Origin of the sequence: Acinetobacter sp. AL9, assembly GCF_041464035.1 — a bacterium.
Lineage (GTDB): Bacteria > Pseudomonadota > Gammaproteobacteria > Pseudomonadales > Moraxellaceae > Acinetobacter > Acinetobacter towneri.
Window position 1 is genome coordinate 1 of record NZ_JAYFSK010000053.1, and the last position, 16,357, is coordinate 16,357.

Consider the following 16,357-nt stretch of genomic DNA (forward strand, 5'->3'; position numbering starts at 1 on the left):
AAAATGTATATCGTTGGCAGAAGAAATTATTTAGACCAGTTATCAAAAACTTCATTGATGACTTTATTCTCGATAAAAATCATCTGCTACCACAGAGAATCTATAAATAATAGTGCGTAAGTCCTATTAAGATAAAAAAACGATAAAAAATTTAAATTTTCACTGTATCGATTTAGAAATAAGATAAAAATTGAAAATACTGGGCATATTTTTATAGCTAAATGCTATTTAATGTTTAAAATGAACCCCTAGAGAATCCTGTTTTACCTGCTCGCTATGTTCCAATTTATTCATCAACAAAAAGACTTTGAAAATGTCTTGGCATTAATGAGCCAAAACAGCATTTATGGTTTAGACACCGAATTTATTAAGGTTGATACTTTATGGCCAAAATTGGGTGTATTCCAAATTAATGTTAATGATCAGGTCTATTTGTTAGATGGCACTTCTTTAAATTTAAGTGCATTTTGGGAAAAACTGTTTCAAGCGCAGCAAAATATTTTTCATGCCTGCGGTGAAGATATTGATTTAATTTATCATTATGCGCAGCAAAAAAACTTAGATAACGTGTTTGATACCCAAGTTGGCATGTCATTTTTAGGGCATGGTTTACAAGTCAGTTATCAAAACGCTTTAAAAACCATGCTCAATGTCGATATTGATAAAGGGCAAACTCGCTCAGACTGGCTTGCACGTCCGTTGTCCGATGAGCAGTTAAATTATGCTGCCAATGATGTGCTGTATCTAATGCAATTGGCAGATAAGGTACAAACCGACTTAAAACAAAATTATTTACTGGATTTTGCACAAGAAGATTGCCGCAATTTAACTCAGGAAATTGGTGAAGAAACACCTTTAGAGTTGTTGTATCAGGATGTGGGCAACTATCGTCATTCACGCCGTCAACTCATGCAATTGCAACAATTGGCCGTTTGGCGTGAGCAAATGGTAAAAGCCTTAAACCAACCACGTAGTTTTATTTTGCGTAATTCTACTATGCTGGACTTGGTCGAGAAAAATCCTAAAAATCAGTTCCAGCTCAGTACTATTAAAGATTTACGTGTGCATATTGTGCGTGAACATGGCAAAACTATTTTAGATTTAATTAAATATTTGCCTGATCAATCACAATGGCCATTACGTATGGCGCGACCAATTCGTCATTCTTCAAAAGAAGTGGGCGAAAATGTAGAACAGGTGATTCAACGTGCCGTACAGGAAACTCAAATTCCAAAAGAAGTTTTGCTGCGTAAAAAATGGCTCAATGCGCTTTATCAGCATGTGGTATTTCATAACGATGAGCAAGATTTGCCTAACTATTTGTTAGGTTGGCGTTATGAATTACTCACCAAGCCTTTAATTGAAGTTTTACATGCCGACGAGCGTTATTTGTCTGGTCAGATGAAAGTTGCTGAATAAATCAAACCGATCCACATTTTAAATAAAGCCGTTTTTCACCTGAAAATGGATGAATTTTCACGCCATTCTTTGTTTGAGTGTAAACATAGACCAATGCGTTAATAATGGTTAATGTATCTCGGTTTTTTTTGTTGTATCCTTTGCCTGAGTTTTTAGAGTTTTGTTGTTTATGCACTGTTCAATTTATAAATCGAGCAAAAAAGATGAGATGTATTTATACATCGCCCGTCCTGAGCAAACTGAAGATCAAGCAGAAGCGTTTAACCCGCTAGAGGTTTTACCTGAGCCAATGCGAGTTGCATTTGGTCGTGCGACATTTGTAATGGATTTGCAACTGTCTGAAAGCCGTAAGTTGGCACGTGTGAATGTTTTGCATGTCATGGATTCTATTCAAACACGTGGCTTCTTTATTCAAGTGCCACCAGAAGGCTTAATTAACCCAAATGCCGTTGAACCAGAAGGTTTACGTGGTGCTTAAGCTTTATTCAGGAGTTGAGAAATGAATAGTGTGATGACTGGATTGGATTCAATTCCTGAAACTGCAATTGCTGTTTCTGTTTATTTGTTGGGGAGTGCCATTATTTTATGGTGCTGGTACGAAATTGCCAAACGCTTGCCCAATCCGTTAGGTGGTATCACTTGGATTGTGCTGTTTGCAATTTTACTTACCCCAACAGTATCAGAAGGCAGCAATGCAGCACTTGCCCCAGCCATCTTTGGACTTCTTTTTGGTGTTTTAACCAAAGAAACCCCATTGGTTTGGTCTAATTTATCTGCCATTTTATTTGTGATCGGTCTTGGCTTATTGATCGGTTATTTCTGGTCAAGATACTGTCTTAAACAAACGACTTATAAAGCCAAGAAAAATACCTCACCACTGTAACTAAAACAATTAAGGTAAAATCATGTCTGTTGATGCGCAACAATTTTCGGGTACAGATCAGTACATTGCGACTGATAGTTTAAAACTTGCGGTGAAAGCCGCACGTGCTTTGCAAAAACCGCTTTTGGTGAAAGGTGAGCCAGGTACAGGTAAAACCTTATTGGCAGAGCAAGTTGCTAAAAGTTTGGGTTTAAAGTTGATTACATGGCACATTAAATCGACCACCAAAGCGCAGCAAGGTTTATATGAATATGATGCAGTGTCGCGTTTGCGTGACAGCCAACTGGGCGATGACCGTGTGTATGACGTTAAAAACTATATTAAACCTGGGAAATTGTGGGAAGCATTTACCAGCGAAGAACGCTGTGTGTTGTTGATTGATGAAATTGACAAGGCAGATATTGAATTCCCAAATGACCTGCTACATGAACTCGATAAAATGTCGTTTTATGTTTATGAAACAGGCGAAACCATTACGGCAACACAACGTCCAATCGTGATCATCACATCAAATAATGAAAAAGAGCTGCCAGACGCTTTTTTACGTCGTTGTTTCTTCCATTATATTGATTTCCCAGATGAAGCGACCATGCGCGATATTATCGATGTGCATTTCCCGAATATTTCAAGCACATTGGTTTCAGAAGCTTTACAAGTTTTCTTTAAATTGCGCCAAGTTCCGGGCTTAAAAAAACCACCATCTACGTCTGAATTAATTGATTGGTTAAGCCTATTGATGGCAGATGACATGCCGGAAGATATTTTGCGTAATAGCGATAAAAGCAAAGCCATTCCGCCTTTATACGGTGCATTAATCAAAAATGAACAAGATGTGCAATTGCTTGAGCGTTTAGCCTTTATGTCGCGCCGCTAAGGGAGGACAACGCCATGTTCGTGCGCTTGTTTTATACCTTGCGACGTTACGGTGTACCTGTCACCACACGTGAATTGATTGACTTAAATCAGGCGGTGGCATCGGGTCTGGTTTTTGCAGATCAAGATGAATTCTATCAACTTGTTAAAACCGTCATGGTCAAAGATGAGCGTTTTTTTGACAAGTTTGACCGTGCCATGAAAGATTATTTTGATGGCATTTCCACTTTTGATTTAGATGATTTACTGCAGCAAGTTCATCAATTGCCTAAAGACTGGTTCGACTTAGAACTATTAGAAAAACATCTCACGCCAGAACAACGCGAAGAGCTGAAAAAAGCAGGTTCTTTAGAAGAATTGATGAAAATGCTGGAAGAGCGTTTACGCGAGCAGCATAAAAAGCATCAGGGTGGCAACCGTATGATTGGTACGGGCGGTACATCACCGTTTGGTGCTTTTGGTGATCATCCTGAAGGTGTACGCATTGGTGGGCCTGGACGTAAGCGTTCAGCTGTTAAAGTCTGGGAGCAGCGTCAGTATCGAAATTTAGACGATGAACAGATTTTAGGTACACGACAAATGCAATTGGCACTGCGTCGTTTGCGTAAATTTGCCCGTCAAGGTGCAGCTGAAGAATTGGATATTGATGGCACTATCCGAGAAACTGCCAAACAGGGCATTTTAGATGTGCAATTGGTGCCAGAACGTCGTAATCGCGTCAAAGTGTTGATGTTGTTTGATGTGGGTGGCTCGATGGATGCACACATCGCCCAATGTGAAAAACTGTTTAGTGCGGCCAAAACTGAGTTTAAAACCCTCGAATATTTTTATTTCCACAACTGTTTATACGACTATGTTTGGAAAGACAATTTACGCCGTAGCAGTACCCGTATGAATACGTGGGATTTGTTGAATACCTATGGACGCGACTATCGGGTAATTGTGGTCGGTGATGCTAGTATGGCACCTTATGAGCTGAATTCGATTGGTGGTTCGGTAGAATATATGAATGATGAGGCAGGGCAAGTTTGGTTACAACGTCTGCGTCAGCATTTTGAAAAAACCGCATGGCTGAATCCTGAACAGGAAGGCTATTGGCATTACACACATACCATTGGTTTAATTAAACAAATTTTTGAACATCATATGTATCCAATGACTTTAAAAGGCATTGAAGATATGACTAAATATTTGGCGCGTTAATCGTCATTTTCGTCAATATCACTCAACTTTTGAGTGATTGTTAGGCGAAGACTAAGTAAGTGCAGACACGATAGGCAACGTGAATTTCAATCTGAGGGGATCGATATGGATCATCAAATCAATGGCATCGCATTACCGAATGAAGACGGTTTTTTCGGGCAATATGGCGGGCAGTTTATTCCACCACATTTAAAAGAAGCCATGGATGAAATTAACGTTGCTTATGAGGAAATTCGTAAAACGGCAGAATTTCAGAATGAATTAAAAGATTTGTTTGCTCACTATGTTGGCCGTCCAAGTCCTTTATTCCATGCCAAGCGTTTATCTGAACAGTTAGGTGGTGCGCAAATTTATTTAAAGCGTGAAGATTTAAACCATACTGGTGCACATAAAATTAACCACTGTTTAGGCGAGGCATTACTAGCCAAATATATGGGTAAAACCAAAGTCATTGCAGAAACTGGTGCGGGACAGCACGGGGTAGCCTTGGCGACGGCATGTGCGCTAGTGGGAATTCCGTGTGAAATTCACATGGGACAAGTTGATATTGAAAAAGAACATCCAAACGTCGTGAAAATGAAAATTTTAGGTGCTAACCTGATTTCAGTCACACGTGGTACAGCGACTTTAAAAGATGCTGTAGACAGTGCTTTTGAAGAATACTTAAAAGACCCGAAAAATTATATTTATGCAATTGGTTCGGTGGTTGGCCCACACCCATTTCCAAAAATGGTACGTGATTTCCAAGCAATTATTGGCGATGAAATTAAAATGCAAAGCCAAGAACGCTTTGGAGTAAATCCAGATTATATCGTGGCATGTGTGGGCGGTGGTTCAAACGCAGTGGGTGCATTTACCGCATTCTTAAATGACCCAGAAGTTAAGCTTGTGGGTGTAGAACCTGCAGGTCATGGTTTAGATACAGATCAGCACTCTGCAACCTTAACTTTGGGTAAACCGGGTCAATTACACGGTATGGCGTGTTATGTGCTTGAAGATGAACAAGGCGAGCCATTGCCAGTACATTCAATTGCTTCAGGTTTGGATTATCCGGGTGTGGGGCCGCAGCATAGCTTCTTAAAAGACATTGGTCGCGTGGAGTATTCAACGGCAGCTGACCAAGAATGTTTAGATGCCTTTATGACGTTGTCACGTGTAGAGGGTATTGTACCTGCTTTGGAAAGCTCACATGCGGTGGCGTGGGCATTACGTGAAGCACCAAAAATGGCAAAAAACGTGAAAATTGTGGTTAATCTTTCAGGTCGTGGTGATAAAGATTCAGACTATGTAGCAGAAAAATTAGGTTTGAATTAATTCTACTGAATATGAAAAACCGCCTAAATGTGTAAGTTTAGGCGGTTTTTTTGTTTATCTTTACTTTATATTTTGCAGGTTTTATAAAACAGTGACTTAGCTTGCAATATATTGTTGTAACTGCTCGATCAGTTTGCGCTGATCATCCATAGTCGCTTTCACCAAGTCACCAATCGACACTAAACCTACCAACTGCTCATCTTCAAGTACAGGTAAGTGACGTAAATGATGGTCAGTAATTAAGTTTAAGCATTCTTTCACACTGGTGTTTTTGGTCACGGTCAGTACTTTAGCAGTCATAATTTCACTAACCGTTGTGCTTTTAGAAGTTCGTTCCATCAAAATAACTTTACGGGTGTAATCACGCTCAGACAGAATACCAACCACATGATTGTTTTGATCGGTAACCACCAACGCACCAATGCCTTTTTCAGCCATTAAACTAATTGCTTCTAAAACCGTTGCTTCTGGGCGAATTGTGTAAATTTCGTGATGTGCTTTATCTTGTAAAACGTGAGTTACCTTGGTCATATTCTGTGTCCTGATTTGTTGTTTATTGTTTGACTTTTAAAGTAACGTGAATTGTAAAAATTGCAAATACTTTAGAGTCACGATTGTTGATTTTTACGTCAATTCTATTCAGTTTTTATTTAAGCAATATTTAACGCAGGTTCATTAAAAAAGAAATGCTTCATTTGTGAAGTGGTCAGTTTAATTTTTTGACTTGACGAACCAAACAAGGTTGGCGTGACATTTAAACGGGTGAGCGTTGGTAATAAAAAAGTCTCAAAATCCTGCGCGGAAATTTTACGAGGACTATATTGTGGCCAGTGTTTAGCAGCATATTTATGCGCTTGTACCGCATTTAACCAAAAAGGGAAAATATAATCATCGTGATCTGAACTCATTGCCCAACCTTGATGGAATAAACCCCAAAGTACACCGCAGTACATCATTGATTTTAATAGTGTAACTTTAAGCAGAAAATCCTTTGGTAAAGGGTGGAGTTGGTTAATCTGATTCATAATCAAGCAAGGTTGTAAAATTTGGCTATATTGTAAAAAGAATTGATGAATATACCGTTTAAGCTTTGCTTAAAATCGTAAACAAATATGTATTTATGGTTGGAGCATCTAAAAAAAGGGTCAAAAAAAACGCCACCTAAGTGACGTTTTATTATGCTTGCATGGTGGCCATGTTTTGCCAGTATTGCGCTTTCAATGAATCACGTTCTACGCGGAAACCTTGATAATACAGTTCTGCTAAGAACATTGCCGCTTTACCATGTCCTGCACGTGCAGCTTCTTCGAGTTGTTTTACCGCGTCTTGGAAGTTCATTTGTGAATGAATCGTGTTTACTGCATTTGCATAAACATGCTCTAAGTCATGGTGAGAGATCGTTTGAATCATATTAAACTCCTTATTGTAATTATGATTACTTATTTAAGCCTACCTTTTAGGCTTCATATCAATTTAACGCTTTATTGTTAAACTAATATTACAATTTGATTGAATTGTCAAATAATTATCGGGGTTAATGAGCATATTTCAAGTTTACATGATTAAACATTGAACAAGTTTAATTTTGATTAAACTAAAGCTCTAAGCATGATAAAAAAGGAGAACAACATGACAAGATCCGTAGACGGATGTGCTTTTGATGTACCTCCATTGACTTCTCAAATTATTGAGTTGGCACATCATCACCGTAAAAAACTAGATGAGGTAATTTTCCGTCGAGATGTTCATTTAGGTGAATACTGCTTGGCGCAACGTAAACGTGTGGCTGACTTTGCTAAAACTTTAGAGCGAAGCGATCGTATAGAGTTTTATCGTAATTATGATGGTGAATTACTCCGTATTGCCGATGAAGATGAACTGCATCCTGCCGAAGCAGAGGGCGGTGTCAGTGTATTTGCTATTTTCTTGGTGCTTGCAGTCATTGCTTTGGTTTTATACTTTGCGGTAATTCGTGGCACGATTGGCTAAAGCTAAATCCTTTGTAGAATTTGTAGAAAAAGGCTCAATTTTTACTGTGACGATACAGTAAAATTGAGCTGTTTAACTTGTACATCTCACAAGGGCATCCTACACTAAGGCGATTAGAGGTAGGTCATGCACAACGCAATTCAAAAAACGATTCAATTTATTTCTCAACTGAAACTCGAGCAAATTTATAATATTGTTGTGCTGAGTATCATTTTTATTATTTTAACTTTAGCAAGTGTTGCGCTTTATCGCCCAGTTGGGGTGCAACAATTTCAAAATGTTGAGCGTTTGTCACAACAATCTATGTATGCCAATACCCAAGACATGGCAGTTCATTTACTCAATCAACGTCCGATTCGTTATGTGCATTATTTAAAGTTGATGCAGGCACATCAAATGGAGCAAGATCGGGCTCAACAACTTCCTGCCTTGGTGCAAGAGTAATTTTTTCTGTTGGCATGTTATTCATATTGTGCGGTGTCGGTGTTAAAGATGTTGGTGCGAGTAAATTGTCCTGCAGCATTTTTACCAATGCGGCTTTATCTAAATGTTCGCTCACAATTACTAAAGTTAAACGATCAGGATGCAAATGTTTGCGAATTGCACGTTGCACATCTTCAGCGGTAACTTTTTCCACTCGTTCTGCATAATCACTTAAATAATTTGCAGGAAGTCGATAAAAACCGATGTGCCCAAGCTGGGCATTAATACTGGCATTGCTGCTGTATTGATTCGGAAATGCACGAATTAAACCTGCTTTGGTTTCTTTTAATTGTTCTAAATTCATAGGTTGTTGTACAAACTGAATTAAGCTCTGGTGAGCGACTTGAATACTATCGAGTAACTGATCTTGGCGCGTAGAATAGCCTAAGCTAAACAAACCCGCTGCTTGGGTAAAACGAAACGAACTGCTAACACCGTAAGTGTAGCCACGTTTTACTCGTAATTCTTTCATCAAAATTGAATTGAAACTGCTGCCGCCCAGCATTTTATTGGCAATTTCTAAAGCCAAATAGTCAGGATCATCCCGTGTAGTCGCAAGTTGTGCAATACTGACATGCGCCTGTTGTGACCGGTAGGGAATATGCTGGATGTTGAAACGTGTTGCAGGTGTAGGCTGTGGCAAAGCTGTTGCTGCAACACCTTGGGCAATATGTGCGCTGATGGTATTGGCAAGTTTTTCTGCTTCTTTTAAGGTTAATTTGCCTGTAATGGCAATGTTCATATTTTGCGCGACCAGAAACTGATCTCTAAATTGTTGTAAGTGCTTTGGTTGAATCCGTTTGATGCTGCCATTGGTGCCTGTAATGGGTTCTGAATAGGCATGTTGTCCGTAAATTGCGCGATATAAGCGAATATTCATTAAACGGCTTGGATTTTCTTGCAGTTGTTTTTGCCCAATTTGTGTATTGCTTTGCACACGCTGGATATTAGAACGCTCAAAAGTTGCATGTTTCAGTATTTCCAGCATCATTTTGACGGCAGTTTGCATTTTCTGCGGATCAGACAGTGTTCTTAGCCGTACCACAAACATATCGCGGTACGCCGTGGTACTAAAACGTGCGCCTGTGGTTTCAAAGGCTGCGGCAATTTCCTCTGCCTTATAACGCTTGGTGCCTTCATCAATCAGTTGGGCTGCCATATTGGCAACGCCAAATAAACCTTTTTCAATTTCTGCATCGCGGGCAGAACCTGCATTAAAAGTCAGTTGGATATCAACCATTGGCAAAGCAGGATTTTCGACAAATAAAGTGCGTACGTGTCGATGATTTTTTAATTCATATACCTGTGGAGCGCGAACATCGACCAATTCATTTACGGCATTTAAACTGTGCAGCAAGCTCAAAGATTGTAAAGGCGTACTTACATCTGTTTCAGCAAAATCATGCGCTGCTGTGGTGGCAGTTTCCATCGCAAAGCCAGCAGAACATAGGCTAAAACTAGTGCTTAAAATAAGCGTGCTGAATAGATTTTTTTTCATGAAAATCACAGTTTAAGGTGTTGTGCTTTGAGGTAATAAATACAAGGTGCTAAGTCTGTCTTTGTTAAAGTAACTTTGCGCAACACGTTGCAGATCCTGGGCAGTAATCGCTTGGAAGTGTTGTGGTAAAACATCGATTAAACGGTGACTGAATCCATTGACTTCCAAATTGCCAATGGTTCGGGCTTGTCCTGCCAAATCATCCTGACTATAAATCCAATTGGCCACAAATTGAGTCACCACGCGCTCAATTTCACTTGAATTGACCAAATCCTGTTTTAGCGTATCCACTTCGTTTTGAATCGCGACCTGTGCTTCGCTTAACGTTACACCTGCTGCAGGCAATGCTGAAATACTAAACAAACTATCCCCACGTTGATACGGGTCATAACTGACACTGACTGAGCTAAGAATCTTATTGTTTCTGACCAAGCGCTGTTCTAAACGTGAAGTAATTCCACTGTCTAACAGTTGTTTGATGATAGTGAGCGCGAAGGCATCTTGAGGATTTTTAGCTGTTGCCAATGAACCGACATTCCAAGCCATATATAAATTAGGAACTTGCACAGTCGCAGACAATTCCATGTGCCGATAACCTAATTGTTCAAACTCCAACACATCATTGCGCGGTGGCGTAGGTGCTTTCGGAATATCTCCAAAATACTTTTGGACTTGCAACAATGCGGCTTGATGATCTACATCGCCCACAATCACTAGAATAGCATTATTGGGGCGATACCATTTTTTGTACCACGCCTGTACATCTTGCAGCTGAATGCTTTGCAAGTTTTTCATGTGCCCAATAATGGGTTGGCGATAATGACTGGTTGGGTAGGCAATCCATTTAAAGCGTTCAAAAGCCAAAGCCCGTGGATTATCATCGGTACGTTGCCGCCGTTCTTCCATCACCACCTTAATTTCAGGCTCAAAGTCTTGTTGGCGAAGTAACAAATTACTCATTCTGTCGGCTTCCAACTCTAAAGCCAGTGGGAAATAAGTTTTGGGATAGAGCTGATAATAATTCGTGTAATTGGTAAAGGTTGCTGCATTGACACTGCCACCATAAATACGACTTAAACGGGTAAATTCATCATTCGGCACCTTGGCTGTACCTTTAAACATCATGTGTTCAAGTACGTGCGAAATCCCAAGTGTATTTCCGGACTCATCGCTACTGCCCACTTTGTACCAAATTTGAGTCATCACCATGGGAGAACGATGGTCTTCACGGATAATGACTTTTAAACCATTGTTGAGTGTGGTTTCAAAAGTGTTATTCGCAGCTAAAACTTCAGCATGGCTAATCGAAGCTGTTAAACCCCAAAGCAACGCACAAACAGACTTCATCGAAAATTGGAACATAAGCAAGTGGAGATCAATCGTTATCGGCTTATCTTTCAGAAATTAAAGCGGAAAGGCAAGGATTGCTGTAGGTATTTTTTGTATGCGGCTATGTGGTTGGAATACGAGGTAAAAGCAATTGGTTTATGTTAGAATCCGATTTTTTAACGCAATGCTTTTCAAGGATTCGGCATGCAACAGCAATCTAATGGGCAAAATAAATTTTTGATTGATGCTGATATCGGAGATGATGATGTCACATTACCGAATTTACCAGCGGTAAATATTCCGATTGTTGAAACAACACCTCTACAACAAGTAGAAACCTCTGAACATGCTGCAGAAACATCATCAGACACGGATGCGCCTGCGAAAGGTGGTTTCTTTAGTCGCATGAAAGAAGGGTTAACCAAAACCCGTAAAAACTTTGCCGATGGCATGGTGAATATTCTGATTGGCGGTAAAGAAATTGATGATGAATTATTAGAAGAAGTCGAAGAACAACTGTTGGTTGCAGATATTGGTGTAGATGCAACGAAAACCATTATTGCCAATTTGACCGAGCGTACTGCGCGTGGCGACTTAATTTATTCACATTCTTTATATAAGGCTTTGCAAGAAGAATTAGTGGCTTTGCTTGCGCCACGGGTAAAACCTTTACATATTGATGCCAATAAAACCCCTTATGTGATTTTAGTCGTGGGTGTGAATGGTGTAGGTAAAACCACAACCATTGGCAAGTTAGCGAAACGCTTACAAGGCGAAGGTAAAAAAGTCATGTTGGCCGCAGGGGATACTTTCCGTGCTGCAGCGACAGAACAATTGCAGATTTGGGGTGAGCGTAACGATGTTGCCGTTGTTGCACAAGGTCACGGTGCAGACAGTGCTTCTGTTATTTTTGATGCGTTTGAAAGTGCGCGTGCCAAAGGCATTGATGTGTTAATTGCAGATACTGCTGGACGTTTGCATAACAAAAGCAACCTGATGCAAGAATTGACTAAAGTTAAGCGTGTGATGCAAAAAATTGATGCGACTGCACCGCATGAAGTGATGTTGGTCGTAGATGCAGGCACAGGTCAAAATGCCATTAACCAAGTGGAAATGTTTGATGAGGCTGTTGGCTTAACAGGCATCACCATCACTAAACTGGATGGTACGGCAAAAGGTGGCGTGTTATTTAACATTGCAAGCCGTAGCCATGTGCCAATTCGCTTTATTGGTGTGGGTGAAAAAATTGACGATTTACGTCCATTCTCAGCCAAAGCATTTGTTGCAGCACTGTTTGAAACTGAGAAATAAGTTTTAAAATAAGTTTAAAGCTAAAATGTAAAAATGCTGTAAGTTTCACACAAACTCCGCAAAATGCGGAGTTTGTGGTTTTTAGCGGGTTTGAGTGCTGTAAAAAGCAGCAGCTAAAAATACGAATGTGAATAAAAGCACATTCGTCTATATACAATAAGAAAAAATATTAGATTGATTTTTTGGGGAAGTTAAAATGACACTGTTAAATAAAATTGGTCATGTGCTTACAGCAGATATCATGAAAGACTTTAAGCTTAAAAAAAAGCCTAGCCATGATGCACATGAACTGACTTTCATCGATCAATTGAAAAAGCGCCGTAGTATTTATGCTTTAGGAAAACGCATTCATTTTAGCCAAACTTATATGACCGAGCTGATTCAGGAAGCTGTGCGTAGCTGTCCATCGGCACATCATTCACAAAGTACGCGCGTAGTTATTTTATTTTCTGAATCACATAAAAAATTTTGGAATTTAGTACAGGAAGTACAACGTCAGTTTGTACCAGAGCAGGTTTTTGCAGGTACTAAAATGAAAATCGAACAATGTGCAGCAGGTTTTGGCACGGTATTGTTCTATGAAGATCAACAAGTGATTCGTCAATTGCAAAAGAAAATTCCATTTAATGCTGCAGAATTTCCAATTTGGTCGGAGCAAACTTCAGGCATGGCGCAATTTGCAGTGTGGACAGCACTGGCAGATTCAGGCGTGGGTGCATCTTTACAGCATTATAATCCAAACATAGACCGTGCTGTGGCAGAGCATTTTGATATTCCAGATACATGGTTGTTACGTTCACAACTCGTTTTTGGATCAATTGAAGAAGAAGTAACCGAACGGAGTCATGCACACTATCAAAATCAATTTAAAGTCTATGCTTAAATAACAGCATTTGATGAAGATTGGTCAAATCAGCTTATTATTATGTGCTACAAAGAGCGAACCGAAGCATATTTATATTGCAATAGACTGCATCTATAGAATTAGAGGTATATAGATGCAGTCACATACATTTGTCACTTTATAAAACTATAATCGTTCTATACATAAAACACACTGTCGTATTTTTTGTAATGTTTATGCTGAATAAAAAGCTTAATATCGCTGTATCAATCAATTTCTACAAAATTCTGCAGAGGAATTAAAAAAATGTCATTCTTAAATCAAATAGAAAAACGCCGTTCAATCTATGCAATTGGTAAAAATGTTCCTATAGATCAGGCAACTATCGAAAGCACAATCAAACAAGCAGTTCGTTTAAGCCCATCTGCATTTAACTCGCAAACTTCACGTGTTGTGACTTTATACGGTGCATCACATACGCAATTCTGGAACATCGTTTTAGAAACTTTACGTAAAATTGTACCTGCAGAAGCATTTGCAAACACTGAAGCAAAAATTAACAGCTTTAGCGCAGGTTTTGGTACAGCATTGTTCTATGAAGATCAAGATGTTGTAAAAGGTTTACAAGAACAATTCCCACTTTATGCAGACAACTTCCCAGTGTGGTCAGAACATTCTACGGGTATTGCTCAATTTGCAGTGTGGACAGCGTTGGCTGAAATTAATGTAGGTGCATCATTACAGCACTACAACCCAATTATTGATGCAGAAGTTGCTCAAACTTACGACATTCCTGCAAACTGGAAACTACGTGCACAATTGGTGTTTGGTTCAATTGAAGCACCTGCTGGTGAAAAAACATTTATGGATGATGCAGCACGTTTCAAAAGCTTTGACTAAGCTCTAGCAACACATACTGCACAGACTAAAAAGTAGGGTGATGATTCATCCTACTTTTTTTGTTTTTTTTGGGGAGTTTCAATGAGATCACCTAAACTTCCTTATTCATGTGAAAATGCCTAAACCCATGAATTGTCATAAAACTGTCATTTATACATTGCATAGTGCAATCAAACTTTAATAAATGATACAGAGTGAAATATGGCATTTAAATTAGGCCTAGCAAGTATTGCATTGATGGCTTGCAGTTCAGCATTTTCAGCAGTAATTATTGCAGTACCTGAAGAAATTAAGTTGCTCGCTGTAAATGATCAAGAAGTTCGTTCAGGTTTATTCAGTTCAGCACAGCAAGTGAAAGTCAAAGCGGGTGAAAATGTCATGAACTTGCGCTATCAACAATATTTTGAACATCATAATGGCGCACACGATATTTTAAAATCAGGTGTTATTACACTCAAAACCCCAATTCTTCAAGATGGTGAAAACTATCGACTTGCTTTGGTAAACCCACCTAAAGATTTCGATGCTGCAAAAGAGTTTAAAGATCAGCCTAGTGTTGGCTTATATAATCAAAAGAATCAATTGTTGGTACAACAAACAGGTGCCAAAGCAAGTTCAACTGGTTGGTTAGGTGGTAGTTGGCTTAATAAAACTTTAGATACCACTCAAAACAGTGCTGCAATCAATCAACCAGCAGCAGTTTATACCGCGGCAGCAGTTTTGCCATCTGAGGAAACCACCTCAGCAACATTGCCTACAGCAAAACAAACACAGGGCAAAGAGCAACAATTGATTCAATTGTGGCACCAAGCTAGTAAAGTAGAGCGACAAAAATTTATGTCATGGCTTGCAGAACAAGCTAATTAATGTAGATTTGCAACCAGCCTAACTGAGCTGGTTGTTTTTTATTATCGCTTTAAAAGGATTTATTTAAAAAACCAATTTAGTAACGTGCGAAAAAAAGACAAATTATAAGAAAAGTGTGATAAAAATATGAAATACGCTTAAAACTTAGGCGAATGGTATTTTTTTTGAAAAAAACCTAAAAAACATATTGCGTCTATTCAAAAACTGTATAGAATACGCAACACACCAACGCAGTGTTGATTGAGTTGGTGCTGTTATTGACGAAATAACAGAAAATCATTAAGAGATTATGAAGAACAACTTGTGTGGATTTTTACTGATTGATTGATCGAAGATATTTCATTGATTGATTGGTTTAAATTACTCGAAGTTTATTTGAGCGAAATTTAAGTCAGAAAATTGATGAGCCAGATTTGGAAGTTTAGATTAAAACTTCAAAATGATTTTAACTGAAGAGTTTGATCATGGCTCAGATTGAACGCTGGCGGCAGGCTTAACACATGCAAGTCGAGCGAGCGAGGTTGCTTCGGTAACTGAGCTAGCGGCGGACGGGTGAGTAATGCTTAGGAATCTGCCTATTAGTGGGGGACAACATTCCGAAAGGGATGCTAATACCGCATACGTCCTACGGGAGAAAGCAGGGGCTCTTTTGACCTTGCGCTAATAGATGAGCCTAAGTCGGATTAGCTAGTTGGTGGGGTAAAGGCCTACCAAGGCGACGATCTGTAGCGGGTCTGAGAGGATGATCCGCCACACTGGGACTGAGACACGGCCCAGACTCCTACGGGAGGCAGCAGTGGGGAATATTGGACAATGGGGGGAACCCTGATCCAGCCATGCCGCGTGTGTGAAGAAGGCCTTTTGGTTGTAAAGCACTTTAAGTGGGGAGGAGGCTTACCTGGTTAATACCTGGGCTAAGTGGACGTTACCCACAGAATAAGCACCGGCTAACTCTGTGCCAGCAGCCGCGGTAATACAGAGGGTGCGAGCGTTAATCGGATTTACTGGGCGTAAAGCGCGCGTAGGTGGTTAATTAAGTCAAATGTGAAATCCCCGAGCTTAACTTGGGAATTGCATTCGATACTGGTTAGCTAGAGTATGGGAGAGGATGGTAGAATTCCAGGTGTAGCGGTGAAATGCGTAGAGATCTGGAGGAATACCGATGGCGAAGGCAGCCATCTGGCCTAATACTGACACTGAGGTGCGAAAGCATGGGGAGCAAACAGGATTAGATACCCTGGTAGTCCATGCCGTAAACGATGTCTACTAGCCGTTGGGGGATTTGATCCTTTAGTGGCGCAGCTAACGCGATAAGTAGACCGCCTGGGGAGTACGGTCGCAAGACTAAAACTCAAATGAATTGACGGGGGCCCGCACAAGCGGTGGAGCATGTGGTTTAATTCGATGCAACGCGAAGAACCTTACCTGGCCTTGACATAGTAGA

Annotated in this window: 17 protein-coding genes, 1 rRNA gene and 1 pseudogene; 14 read left to right on the plus strand and 5 right to left on the minus strand. The window is 39.8% G+C overall.

Annotated features, from left to right (window positions below):
* The 7 genes and pseudogenes from ACEO2X_RS10950 to trpB all read left to right on the plus strand — a co-directional run.
* A pseudogene (locus tag ACEO2X_RS10950) lies at positions 1–110 on the plus strand (IS701 family transposase); the annotation flags it as partial.
* Between the two features lie 166 nt (positions 111–276).
* Positions 277–1,419, plus strand: coding sequence for a ribonuclease D (locus tag ACEO2X_RS10955; RefSeq protein WP_371972031.1), 1,143 nt, complete (start codon positions 277–279; stop codon positions 1,417–1,419).
* 169 nt (positions 1,420–1,588) lie between these two features.
* Positions 1,589–1,897: a YcgL domain-containing protein gene (locus tag ACEO2X_RS10960; RefSeq protein WP_004976615.1), complete on the plus strand. Its 309-nt coding sequence runs from the start codon at positions 1,589–1,591 to the stop codon at positions 1,895–1,897.
* Between the two features lie 21 nt (positions 1,898–1,918).
* Entirely contained in the window at positions 1,919–2,302 is a 384-nt protein-coding gene (locus ACEO2X_RS10965) for a hypothetical protein (RefSeq protein WP_096901448.1), read from the plus strand.
* A gap of 22 nt (positions 2,303–2,324) precedes the next feature.
* Entirely contained in the window at positions 2,325–3,176 is an 852-nt protein-coding gene (locus tag ACEO2X_RS10970; RefSeq protein ID WP_004976610.1) for a MoxR family ATPase, read from the plus strand.
* Between the two features lie 14 nt (positions 3,177–3,190).
* A complete protein-coding gene (locus ACEO2X_RS10975; protein WP_004976609.1) occupies positions 3,191–4,378 on the plus strand; it encodes a VWA domain-containing protein in 1,188 nt (395 codons plus the stop codon).
* 105 nt (positions 4,379–4,483) lie between these two features.
* Entirely contained in the window at positions 4,484–5,692 is a 1,209-nt protein-coding gene (gene trpB, locus ACEO2X_RS10980; protein WP_371972032.1) for a tryptophan synthase subunit beta, read from the plus strand.
* Between the two features lie 96 nt (positions 5,693–5,788).
* Here trpB and ACEO2X_RS10985 read toward each other — a convergent pair whose 3' ends face one another.
* From ACEO2X_RS10985 to ACEO2X_RS10995, 3 genes are all read right to left on the minus strand, one after another.
* Positions 5,789–6,223 carry a CBS domain-containing protein gene (locus ACEO2X_RS10985; RefSeq protein WP_096901450.1) on the minus strand — a complete coding sequence of 145 codons (435 nt, stop codon included), beginning with the start codon at positions 6,221–6,223 and terminating at the stop codon, positions 5,789–5,791.
* A 119-nt stretch (positions 6,224–6,342) separates the two neighbouring features.
* Positions 6,343–6,717 carry a DUF2750 domain-containing protein gene (locus tag ACEO2X_RS10990; protein WP_004976601.1) on the minus strand — a complete coding sequence of 125 codons (375 nt, stop codon included), beginning with the start codon at positions 6,715–6,717 and terminating at the stop codon, positions 6,343–6,345.
* Between the two features lie 151 nt (positions 6,718–6,868).
* Entirely contained in the window at positions 6,869–7,102 is a 234-nt protein-coding gene (locus tag ACEO2X_RS10995; RefSeq protein WP_004976599.1) for a hypothetical protein, read from the minus strand.
* Positions 7,103–7,321: 219 nt separating this feature from the next.
* Between ACEO2X_RS10995 and ACEO2X_RS11000 the strand changes: the two genes are divergently transcribed.
* Together ACEO2X_RS11000 and ACEO2X_RS11005 are read left to right on the plus strand one after the other, a co-directional pair.
* The gene (locus ACEO2X_RS11000; RefSeq protein WP_004976597.1) at positions 7,322–7,681 is read left to right on the plus strand and encodes a hypothetical protein; all 360 of its coding nucleotides are present in this window, start codon (positions 7,322–7,324) and stop codon (positions 7,679–7,681) included.
* Between the two features lie 126 nt (positions 7,682–7,807).
* Positions 7,808–8,125, plus strand: coding sequence for a hypothetical protein (locus ACEO2X_RS11005; protein ID WP_004976594.1), 318 nt, complete (start codon positions 7,808–7,810; stop codon positions 8,123–8,125).
* On the opposite strand, the gene ACEO2X_RS11010 is transcribed toward ACEO2X_RS11005, so the two are convergent.
* A complete protein-coding gene (locus tag ACEO2X_RS11010; RefSeq protein ID WP_371972033.1) occupies positions 8,022–9,662 on the minus strand; it encodes a M16 family metallopeptidase in 1,641 nt (546 codons plus the stop codon). The genes ACEO2X_RS11005 and ACEO2X_RS11010 overlap by 104 nt on opposite strands.
* 12 nt (positions 9,663–9,674) lie before the next feature.
* Positions 9,675–11,024: a pitrilysin family protein gene (locus ACEO2X_RS11015; RefSeq protein ID WP_096901451.1), complete on the minus strand. Its 1,350-nt coding sequence runs from the start codon at positions 11,022–11,024 to the stop codon at positions 9,675–9,677.
* A gap of 171 nt (positions 11,025–11,195) precedes the next feature.
* On the opposite strand from ACEO2X_RS11015, the gene ftsY reads away from it, so the two are divergent.
* The 5 genes from ftsY to ACEO2X_RS11040 form a co-directional block, all read left to right on the plus strand.
* Positions 11,196–12,302: a signal recognition particle-docking protein FtsY gene (gene ftsY, locus ACEO2X_RS11020; RefSeq protein ID WP_371972034.1), complete on the plus strand. Its 1,107-nt coding sequence runs from the start codon at positions 11,196–11,198 to the stop codon at positions 12,300–12,302.
* 196 nt (positions 12,303–12,498) lie between these two features.
* On the plus strand, positions 12,499–13,185 hold the full coding sequence (locus ACEO2X_RS11025; RefSeq protein ID WP_104851938.1) for a nitroreductase family protein: 687 nt from the start codon (positions 12,499–12,501) through the stop codon (positions 13,183–13,185).
* A gap of 267 nt (positions 13,186–13,452) precedes the next feature.
* Positions 13,453–14,046 (plus strand): nitroreductase family protein, encoded by a 594-nt coding sequence (locus ACEO2X_RS11030; protein WP_278517374.1) that lies wholly within the window; start codon positions 13,453–13,455, stop codon positions 14,044–14,046.
* 201 nt (positions 14,047–14,247) lie between these two features.
* Positions 14,248–14,913 carry a DUF2057 family protein gene (locus tag ACEO2X_RS11035; RefSeq protein ID WP_371972035.1) on the plus strand — a complete coding sequence of 222 codons (666 nt, stop codon included), beginning with the start codon at positions 14,248–14,250 and terminating at the stop codon, positions 14,911–14,913.
* 446 nt (positions 14,914–15,359) lie between these two features.
* A 16S ribosomal RNA gene (locus ACEO2X_RS11040) occupies positions 15,360–16,357 on the plus strand; the annotation flags it as partial.

What these genes read in the sequence shown, in the direction of transcription:
- ACEO2X_RS10955 (WP_371972031.1), top strand. Translation starts at nt 277, where the DNA reads ATGTTCCAATTTATTCATCAACAAAAAGACTTTGAAAATGTCTTGGCA.
- ACEO2X_RS10960 (WP_004976615.1), top strand. Translation starts at nt 1,589, where the DNA reads ATGCACTGTTCAATTTATAAATCGAGCAAAAAAGATGAGATGTATTTA.
- ACEO2X_RS10965 (WP_096901448.1), top strand. Translation starts at nt 1,919, where the DNA reads ATGAATAGTGTGATGACTGGATTGGATTCAATTCCTGAAACTGCAATT.
- ACEO2X_RS10970 (WP_004976610.1), top strand. Translation starts at nt 2,325, where the DNA reads ATGTCTGTTGATGCGCAACAATTTTCGGGTACAGATCAGTACATTGCG.
- ACEO2X_RS10975 (WP_004976609.1), top strand. Translation starts at nt 3,191, where the DNA reads ATGTTCGTGCGCTTGTTTTATACCTTGCGACGTTACGGTGTACCTGTC.
- trpB (WP_371972032.1), top strand. Translation starts at nt 4,484, where the DNA reads ATGGATCATCAAATCAATGGCATCGCATTACCGAATGAAGACGGTTTT.
- ACEO2X_RS10985 (WP_096901450.1), bottom strand. Translation starts at nt 6,223, where the DNA reads ATGACCAAGGTAACTCACGTTTTACAAGATAAAGCACATCACGAAATT.
- ACEO2X_RS10990 (WP_004976601.1), bottom strand. Translation starts at nt 6,717, where the DNA reads ATGAATCAGATTAACCAACTCCACCCTTTACCAAAGGATTTTCTGCTT.
- ACEO2X_RS10995 (WP_004976599.1), bottom strand. Translation starts at nt 7,102, where the DNA reads ATGATTCAAACGATCTCTCACCATGACTTAGAGCATGTTTATGCAAAT.
- ACEO2X_RS11000 (WP_004976597.1), top strand. Translation starts at nt 7,322, where the DNA reads ATGACAAGATCCGTAGACGGATGTGCTTTTGATGTACCTCCATTGACT.
- ACEO2X_RS11005 (WP_004976594.1), top strand. Translation starts at nt 7,808, where the DNA reads ATGCACAACGCAATTCAAAAAACGATTCAATTTATTTCTCAACTGAAA.
- ACEO2X_RS11010 (WP_371972033.1), bottom strand. Translation starts at nt 9,662, where the DNA reads ATGAAAAAAAATCTATTCAGCACGCTTATTTTAAGCACTAGTTTTAGC.
- ACEO2X_RS11015 (WP_096901451.1), bottom strand. Translation starts at nt 11,024, where the DNA reads ATGTTCCAATTTTCGATGAAGTCTGTTTGTGCGTTGCTTTGGGGTTTA.
- ftsY (WP_371972034.1), top strand. Translation starts at nt 11,196, where the DNA reads ATGCAACAGCAATCTAATGGGCAAAATAAATTTTTGATTGATGCTGAT.
- ACEO2X_RS11025 (WP_104851938.1), top strand. Translation starts at nt 12,499, where the DNA reads ATGACACTGTTAAATAAAATTGGTCATGTGCTTACAGCAGATATCATG.
- ACEO2X_RS11030 (WP_278517374.1), top strand. Translation starts at nt 13,453, where the DNA reads ATGTCATTCTTAAATCAAATAGAAAAACGCCGTTCAATCTATGCAATT.
- ACEO2X_RS11035 (WP_371972035.1), top strand. Translation starts at nt 14,248, where the DNA reads ATGGCATTTAAATTAGGCCTAGCAAGTATTGCATTGATGGCTTGCAGT.